At 64.5% G+C, this 8,384-nt stretch carries 8 protein-coding genes; 7 read left to right on the forward strand and 1 reads right to left on the reverse strand.

Annotated elements, in window-relative coordinates; genetic code table 11:
* The 7 genes from QXF46_08610 to QXF46_08640 all read left to right on the forward strand — a co-directional run.
* A partial coding sequence (locus tag QXF46_08610; GenBank protein ID MEM0226919.1) for a hypothetical protein occupies positions 1–1,116 on the forward strand: 1,116 nt, incomplete at its 5' end.
* Between the two features lie 33 nt (positions 1,117–1,149).
* On the forward strand, positions 1,150–3,714 hold the full coding sequence (locus tag QXF46_08615; protein ID MEM0226920.1) for a hypothetical protein: 2,565 nt from the start codon (positions 1,150–1,152) through the stop codon (positions 3,712–3,714).
* 60 nt (positions 3,715–3,774) lie between these two features.
* The gene (locus QXF46_08620; protein MEM0226921.1) at positions 3,775–4,353 is read left to right on the forward strand and encodes a hypothetical protein; all 579 of its coding nucleotides are present in this window, start codon (positions 3,775–3,777) and stop codon (positions 4,351–4,353) included.
* Positions 4,343–4,654 carry a hypothetical protein gene (locus QXF46_08625; GenBank protein ID MEM0226922.1) on the forward strand — a complete coding sequence of 104 codons (312 nt, stop codon included), beginning with the start codon at positions 4,343–4,345 and terminating at the stop codon, positions 4,652–4,654. The genes QXF46_08620 and QXF46_08625 overlap by 11 nt, the downstream gene beginning before the upstream one ends.
* Before the next feature lie 470 nt (positions 4,655–5,124).
* A complete protein-coding gene (locus QXF46_08630; GenBank protein MEM0226923.1) occupies positions 5,125–5,538 on the forward strand; it encodes a C2H2-type zinc finger protein in 414 nt (137 codons plus the stop codon).
* Positions 5,535–6,125, forward strand: a complete 591-nt coding sequence (locus QXF46_08635; protein ID MEM0226924.1) for a hypothetical protein — start codon at positions 5,535–5,537, stop codon at positions 6,123–6,125. The genes QXF46_08630 and QXF46_08635 overlap by 4 nt, the downstream gene beginning before the upstream one ends.
* 469 nt (positions 6,126–6,594) lie before the next feature.
* Positions 6,595–6,924 carry a hypothetical protein gene (locus QXF46_08640; GenBank protein MEM0226925.1) on the forward strand — a complete coding sequence of 110 codons (330 nt, stop codon included), beginning with the start codon at positions 6,595–6,597 and terminating at the stop codon, positions 6,922–6,924.
* 188 nt (positions 6,925–7,112) lie between these two features.
* Here QXF46_08640 and QXF46_08645 read toward each other — a convergent pair whose 3' ends face one another.
* Positions 7,113–7,457, reverse strand: a complete 345-nt coding sequence (locus QXF46_08645; protein ID MEM0226926.1) for a hypothetical protein — start codon at positions 7,455–7,457, stop codon at positions 7,113–7,115.
* Positions 7,458–8,384: the final 927 nt, after the last annotated feature.

The raw sequence follows: 8,384 nt of genomic DNA on the forward strand, positions 1-8,384 counted from the left end.
GTTTTCGAGAGGCCGATCCACACGCTCCTAATCGTCGCGAACGCGGCTAACGCATCCGCGCTGGTGAACGGGACGCTCCACACCCTCCCAGTCGAGCTGAGCCTCCAGCGGTGCAGCGTGGTGAACGTGACGCCTGTTGCTCCGCGCCGATACATGCCGCTGAACGGCTCCACGCTGCTGACGGTGGAGGGCGATACGACCCTAACGCTGGTGTTCAGGAGGGTTGAAGCCGAAATCGAGCTGAAGGGCGTGCTCATCCCCATCCAGCTCATCACGCAACCCCCAACCCCCATCAACGGGACCTTCGTCGCGAGCGACGCGGTGCTGGGCGTCCCCCTCAACACCACTCTCTACCTCTACCCCTACGGCGTCGACAGGGCAGGCTGCGTAGCCTACAACGAGACCCACAGGGTCTGCCTAGCCGGCTGGATCGTCAACGGGAGCCCAGTGCACGACCGGTACTACAGGTTCAACGCGTCGAGCGACACCCTCCTGGAGCAGCTGGTCGTCTACGCGAAGAGGCTCGCGGAGGGCGCTTGGATGGAGGTCCTCACCCCCGCCGGCCCCGTGAGAGTCGAGGTCAACCCCTCGAAGTACCTCGTCGTACCCTTCGACGGGGAGGCGAAGTACCTCGGCGACGGCTGGCTGGAGGTCAAGGGCGCCTACGACGGCTACAGCTGCTGGGCCTACAACATCGAGGTTCCACCCTGGAGGAAGCTCAGGATACACGTTGAAGCATCCTGGGAGGGTGTGAGGGATCCGGCGGTCAACGCGATCGAGGTCGTCATCAGGAACGACAATCTCTGCTTCTCGGCCGGCTACTACTTCGGGCCCGGCGAGTACATCTTCGAGGTGGACAGCGGCATCCTGACGGCGCTCTACAACCTGTTCCCAGTGCCCGGCGGCAACAACACCCTCTTCGACGCAACCCTCAGCAGGTACTTCACTTGCCTCTACAACAGAGGCGGGCAGTGGGTGAGCTGCGGGCCAGCCTACAGAGCTAGGCTGCCCCACCAGCCCGAGGAGGGGGTGAGGGCGGGCTGGCTGTACATCTCCGGTAACGGGCTGCTGCGGATCAAGATCGAGGTTCTCGAAGGGGGTGAGGGGCGGCCGTAAAAATTTATATTTTCCTCCTCTTTTTTTCTCCCCATGATGGAGTGGAGGGTGGCTCTACTCGCACTACTGTGCTTCATCGCGATTCAAGCGTTCATCGTGGGCGCGGACACCGTTGTGGTGTACGATCGTAACGAATACCCGACAATGTGGCATGAGAAGTACGGCTACGGGCCTGCAAAGCTGAGGGATGAGGGGGGCGTAGGGACCCGGTATAGGGTGGCTGTTAACTCGGAGCCGATCCTTCTACCTTTAGCTACCGCGGGGAAGCAACTCGACCGTATCGACGGGGGCGCCTACCACTGGAGGAGATCGTCCTGGCTCCGCTACGCTGTAACGGACTACTTCACCGCGAACAGGAGGTTCGTATCCTCCTCAACGGTTTGGTACGACCACAGGTTCTACGTTTGGTGGGACAGCTCCAGGGAGAACTTGAGGTGGGGGGAGAGGCAGTCTAGCACTGTTAGCGGGCGAGTCGATGATAGCAACCCGTCTGGGAAAACGATCGCCTCATGGGGGCGGGAGGACAAGTACACCGTGCCCCCGGGCCCCGCGGACGTCTGGGGGAACACTTATAGCGACAGCGACGTGACGGTCTACGGGATCGCAGCCTACATGTACCAAGGGGCCCTCGAGTACGTGTTCATACCTGGCTCATCCCCGCCGCCCAGCTACACGCTCACGATCCAGGTGTACAGGGCGACCGCCAGCGGAGCTACAACCGTGCCGGCGAACGGGACCAGGGTCAGGATCGGGGGCACGGAGTACACCGCCGACTCGAGCGGCCGGGTGAGCGTGACGCTGCAGCAGGGGAGCTACAGCGTCGAGATCCTGACGACCTACTACGGGCCCACTCTGACGGCGGGAGGGCAGAGCACGAGGTGGCGGCGCTACCGGTTCTGGAGGTGGAGCGACGGTAGCACGGCGAACCCGAGGACCGTCAACCTCAACAGTAACACGGCCCTCACGGCCTACGTCTGGGACGAGAGGGCCCTGCTGGTGAGGTGGGAGCCCCACTTCGACGGCGACGCTTGGGGCGTCTTGAACGCGACGAGCGGGGCGCGCATCAGCTACGACTCTATAGTGTGGCTGAGGAGGGGGCAGACCGTCCAGCTCCTACCGGTAGAGGCTGGAGGCCTCATCTTCACCTACTGGCGCGTGGGCACGGAGTGCTACAGGGGCCAGCCCTACAGCAGCGACCCCCTGCTCACGCTGACGGTGGGCGATAGGGGCTTGTCTGCAATCGCGGTCTTCAGGTTGGCCGCCACTAACCAGACGATGCTGCCGCCGGGCGCCGGTATGGTTAACCCGGTCACCTACATCCCCGGAGCAACAGCGGGGGGTGAGGAGCGGATGGGGAGGAAGGGTTGGTGGCTGCTCACCGTCACCCACGTCCCGACGAACAAGACCTCGCCCGCTGAAGCAGGCATCGACGGGAGGGCCTGGATCTACGCCCTCATAGTGAACGAGAACGGGAGCAGCAGGTGGGTCCCTGTAACAGGCGTCTGGAGGCTGCAGCTGGCGCAGGACTGGGATCCCTCGAAGCACGTTAAAGATCTCCCGGGTGGCGTGAAGATCATCGAGTGGAACCGGAGCACGATCGTAGGGTTCCCCAAGATCCAGGATCCGCAGGAGTACAGGGACTGGTACTTCGTCACTCTCTCGGCCTGGGATCCGCTGGTCTACGAGGAGCTCGGAGGGAGCTACGACACCAGCGGCTTGTGGCTCGCCAACGGCTCGACCCTGGCTCTGTACAACATTACCTTCGCGTACATGGGTGTGAACGGTGACCGGGTGGAGTACGCCTACTGGCAGCCCATCGCGGTCTCCACCCTGACCTTCAGGGCCGAGGCCGTTTACACCCTGACCAGCCACGAGGCAGCGCCGCCCGGTAGGCGGAGCATCCTCATGAGCATCTACGTGAACGCAACCTGGAAGTACGTTCCGCCCCAGTACTGGCAGCTCCTCGGCTTCCGCGTGCACGCTCCGCAGCTCGGCTACCTCGCCTCCCTCGAGGAGCCCGGCTGCACCGGCACCTTCTGCATCGGCTACTGGGCCCCGCCCTCGCAGGCCGGCTCGAGTTGGAGGCTGTACGTCATCGGCTTGGGTGACACGGAGGACTTCTACGCGAAGCCGTACCCGAGGGGCCTGCTCGGCGGCGACGGCTACAACAGCGTGAGGGAGTTCAGGATCTCGATGAGGTGGATGGGCGCCGGCGGCAGGCCCTCAACCCTCATTTGGGGCAGCGATAGGGTCACCTTCAAGCTCGCACCCGCATCAGTGTACAAGCTGGAGTGGACCGACCCCCGAGGCCCCTTCACGGTGACGTGGGGCTGCTTCGCCCAGGGGCCGTCCGGCCTCACGCCCATCTCCTCGTACAGGGCCGACATCACGTTCGACTGGGGCGCTACGGGCAGCACGCACCCGCTTAAAGGCACCCAGGTCTTCAAGGGCGTCTCCTCACCCTACACCGTGAACGTGCAGGTCCCGGCTGACGACTGGATCGCCTTCTACGTGGTACCCGCTGGAGGGAGGTACGCTATCGCGGAGGGCGAAGTAGTGCCAGTACCCGTCTTCGCCAAGTACCCGCCGAGAGGCTAGCGCTAAATAGCGCTAAACAAATAAATACGATCATTTTTTCTCTTCTTGAGGAGCCTAATGGTGCCCCTGAAGTACCTGCTAATCGCTCTAGCCGTGGTGGCCGCCACAGGCCTAGTCACGGTCTTCCTGCAGAGGGTCTTCTTAAGAAGCGAGCCCCTGATGGGCTGGGAGGACGCTTTGGAGCTCCGCAGAGCGTTAAGCGCGGGTAGGGCTTCGCTCACGTTTTCGGTTTACGCGAGGGAGCTCCCCTTCACGGTGAACGTGACGGTGGACGGCAGGCTGTACAGGCTCCCCTTGAGGAGGGTTTTGATCTATTTTAGGGCCCGGGACGCGCCCGTGTTTGAGGAGCCGCCGCTGCAGCTCTGGCGCGCTTGGGGCAACGGGACGCACGCCGGCGCAGCCTCAGCTCTAGACGTGAGTGATGACGGCACAACCATCTACATCAAGTACCTTGCTCTGAACCCTAGCATCCAGGGTAGGGGTAGCAGCTTCTGCCTCGGGCAGGGCGTCGAGGACCCCAACTACGGTTTAGCCTCCCTGAGCGGGGGCAGGGTGGAAGTGCTGGGCGCGAGCTACGAGTGGAGCGGCCGGAGGCTGGTGAAGGTGGTTAAAGCGGAGGTGGGGCCCTGTGGCGGTTGATGAGGCCCTCGTTGTCCTGGCTGAGGCGGTGCTCCTCGCGGGCCTGCTGGCGCTCTCGGCGAGGCTCTGGGGCGCAAGGTTCGACCCATACCCGCAGCTGGTCGCCCAGCTCCTCAACTCCTCACCGGTTGACGCGGAGCTGTTCATCGCCTTACCCAAGCCTGTGAGGGTGGAGGCCTCGAGGGTCTGCCGCGCCGGCGACTGCTACAGCATAGCCCCGCTCGCCGCAGCCCGCGGAGCGGCCTGGGATCGACTAATTGTCTACAAGCGGAGGGTCGCCCTGGGCGGGGCTCCGCCATAAACCCCGCAAACCGCATTTTTCCCTCTTCCCCTACTCCGTACTACGCTGCGTTACGCAGCGCAATGCGCTGTGCTGCGTCGCAGAGCAACGCAATACGTTGCGCTACGACGTATTTCGTTGTGCTACGCAACGCAATACGCTGTGCTACGCTGCGTATTTCGTTGTGCTACGCCGCGCTTTGCAACGTAGCGCAGCGCAATACGCCGCAATACGCTGTGCTACGCGACGGGTGCTGCGTATCCCGTTCGTAATACGGCGTATCCCGTCCGCAGTACGCCCGTTGGCCCCCGATTCAACACCGCAATACGATCGAGCTACGCTGAGTCTCCAGCGTATCCCGATTGTATTACGTCGTATTGCGATCGGGATACGCAAATGGCGCGGCGTATCTCGTTCGTAATACGGCGTAATGCAAACGGGATACGCGACGCTCGTCGGTAGTTTTAAATATGCCGAATCGATCGAATGCCGTGTCTACACGGTGCCCGTTCTGTGGGAGGGAGCTCGAGCGGGGGCTGCGAAGCAAGCACTTCTGCGGCAACTGCGGGCGGACGTTCTACGCCTGCTCCGCGTGCGGGGAGGTCTTCGCAACGCCGCAGGCGCTCGCCTCGCACACGCGCACCCACCGCCGTTCTAGGAGGGGGGAGCCGGAGGAGCTGAGGACGAGGCTTGAGGCGCTGGAGAAGAGGGTGGCTGAGCTGGAGGGGAGGCTCGGGGCGCTAGCGGCGCTGGAGAGGAGGCTGGAGGCGCTGGAGGAGAGGGTTCGGGCGCTGGAGGGGCGCGCGGGGGGCCGGCAGGCCGGTCTGGAGTGGCTGGCCGGCAACCCGTGGCTCCAGCTCATCGGTGCGCGGGAGGCTGTGGCACAAGAGGGGGGAGGTGAGTGAGCGAGTGGCCGGGGGGTAGGGAGCTGCTGGAGAAATTGCTGGCACCGCCGCCTAAACTCTTATTCAGGGAGGCGGAGCTCAACGAGGCGAGGGCCTACATAGAGCGGGGGGAGCCGTTCAAGGTGGTGGGCCCGCCCGGCGTGGGGAAGACGACGCTCGCTCGCATGGCGCTGATCGGCGTCGACCACGCCTACGTTTCCTGCTTCCAGCGCAGGACGCCGAGGATGATCCTCCCCCTCCTCGACGGGGAGAGGTGGAACGTGCTGGACGACTTCAGCCTCGCCATGTGGGACGAGCGCCTCTTCAGCGCCGTCAAGCGGCTCTCCCGCGTGGTCCTGGTCGAGCTGCCCCACAGGCGCAGCCCACTCTTAGAGACCCGCGTCATCGAGATGAGGCCGTACAGCAGGGAGCAGCTGGAGGAGATCCTGAGGGAGCGGGTGGTCCGCCTCCTCCTCCCCGCTGACGACGATGATATCCGCAGGGCGGCGGAGGAGGGGGCGAGGAGGGGTGGCAACGCGCGCGTAGCGCTCCTCGCCCTCCACCAGCTGGTACTCCCCCGCATCAAGCGCCAGCAACTCCCCCTATAGGGGAAGAACCGTTCAAGCCCCTCGGCCTCCTTCTTGGGCCTCTTCCCCTATAGGGGAAGGTGGCTCGGGGGCTGCGCTTGTGGCACCACCCCTCCCTTTCCCCATAGGGAAGGGACTACCGGCTCAAGCCCTCCCCGCCCTCAGCCGCCGACTTTCCCTATAGGGAAAGGGCCCTCCAAGCCCCCTCCCTCGGGCCCCGGCCGCAACTTTCCCTATAGGGAAAGGGGTTCTGGTTCAAGCCTAGCTCGCAACCTCTGAAGCCTTTCCCTATAGGGGAAGGGGGGCTGGGGGTTCAGGCGGTGGTGCACCAGCCTCTTCCCCTATAGGGGAAGAGAAGTGGTGGTGCTGTGGGAGCAGCCCCCTGAAGCCTTTCCCTATAGGGGAAGAGAGTGGCGAGGGTGCCGCAGGCGCCTCATGAGCCCCTTTCCCTATAGGGAAAGTTAACATCCAGGGGAGGGGGTCGGCTGGGATGGAGCCCACGACGATCTGGGTGTCGAGGGACGTCGCCGACCGGATAAGGAGGTTGAGGGAGGAGTGGTGGGCACGGAGCTGCGACAACGTGCTCCGAGCCCTTCCAAGTGCTCAGCGGCCGGCGGACTTCATCGAGGTGGTGGAGAGCGTGGCGATGCTGCGCGATCTCGCGGAGTCCGACCCTGGCGCAGTGGTCGCGTTCATCGAGAGGAAGCTGTCACCCTTGATTGCGCAGGTGTACAACCACGCCAAGCTGCTGGCGGACGACGGGGAGCGTGGGCTAGAGCGCTTTCTTGATGCGAGCGCGGATCCCGGAGGAACGTGGTAGAGCCCGCGCGGCCCCTAAACCCCTCCCCGCTCTCCAGCCTAGAAAGCCGCACCTCGAACCTTCAAATCCGCACTACGAACATTACTTTCGGGCACGCCTCTCGCACGGGTTTAAGCCTCGAGTACCGCTCTCACCCCCGCATGGATGAGCGCAGGATCCACGCGCTCAGGACAGCCTTCGCTCTAGTCCTATTCCGACGGGGGAGGCTGGGAGGCGTAGCCCTCGGGCGGGAAGAAACCCAGCGCGGCTTCGAGCCTCCTGGCGACCTTGACCCCCAGCTCCGTCAGCCGGTACACGACCACCTTCCTCCCGTAGAGCCCGATCGTCTCCCGGCGCACCAGCCCCATCTCCTGCAGCTCGAGCAGCACTGTTCGAGCGGTGGAGTACGCCCCCCTCCGCCCCCTACCAAGGGCGTACCTCACGTCCTCCAGCCTCAGCGGCCCGAACCGGGAGAGGAGGAGTACGACGGCTAGGTGGTGGGCCTTCCCCTCAAGGAGGAGCTCCTCAATGATGCCCGCAACCTCTTTCTCCACGAGCACCCCGGGGTGCGAGCGTATATAGGCGCTTTGCCATTCCTACCAAATGGCAAGATAGGAACCCATCGGCATATAACCCATCCATTGGTATAAAATGTACCGGGGGTGCAGGCCCAACCACCCCCCGCTTCGACCAGGCGCGTCGCTCACCTGTGCAGGCGTAGCAGATTCCCCTTGCGAGGGTCCCGACGCCCGGGTAGCGGAGGATTACGCTGTAGCCCGCGGGAGGCTCCGCGCCGCTCCGGCGAGCGAAAGGTAGTGGAAAGAATGCTCCCCCGATCTCCCATCCACCTAAGAGGTGATCGGCGTCGAGAAGCCCCCGTAAAAGCCGCAACCCCGCATCGCAGTCGAAAGGTAGCCAGAAAAAACCCCTCCCGCGCGGCGAAAAGAATAAATAGCTACAATGCACCACTCCCATGTCCGCCCCCCTAGGCACACGGCCCCCGATCAGTGAAGGGGGCGAAGACGGGGGGCGGGACAACATGCACCCCCGAGGAAAACCGGGCGCTAGATAGGGCGCCCGAGGAACCCTCGGGGGCAAGAGAGGGGGGAGGGGGTAAACAGCACGCTCACAAGAGCTCGCTCACTTCCCGAGCCCCAGCCGGCGCTCATCGACGGGGGGGAAACCCGGGGGCCAGAAAACAAACGAACCCCTTTTCTTTACCTTCCCACCTCTCTTCATCTCTCCACCCCTGTCCCCGCTAAACCGCGGGGTGCCCCCCTGTAGGGGGCAGGGGGGCGGATGAAGCCCGGCTTTGGGGCGGGCGCCCCAGGCCGGGGGGACGGCGCTCGCCGGCGGGCCCGGGCGGGCTGGGCCGGCGGGCGCGGGATGAGCGGCCGGGACGGGGCCGGGCGGCCTCCCCGGCACGGGACCAGCGGCCCGCAGCCTCCCGGGCGGGAGGCCGTGGGCCGCGCGGAGAGGGG

The organism is Thermofilaceae archaeon (genome assembly GCA_038731975.1).
In the GTDB taxonomy this organism is placed as follows: Archaea; Thermoproteota; Thermoprotei; order Thermofilales; family Thermofilaceae; genus JANXEW01.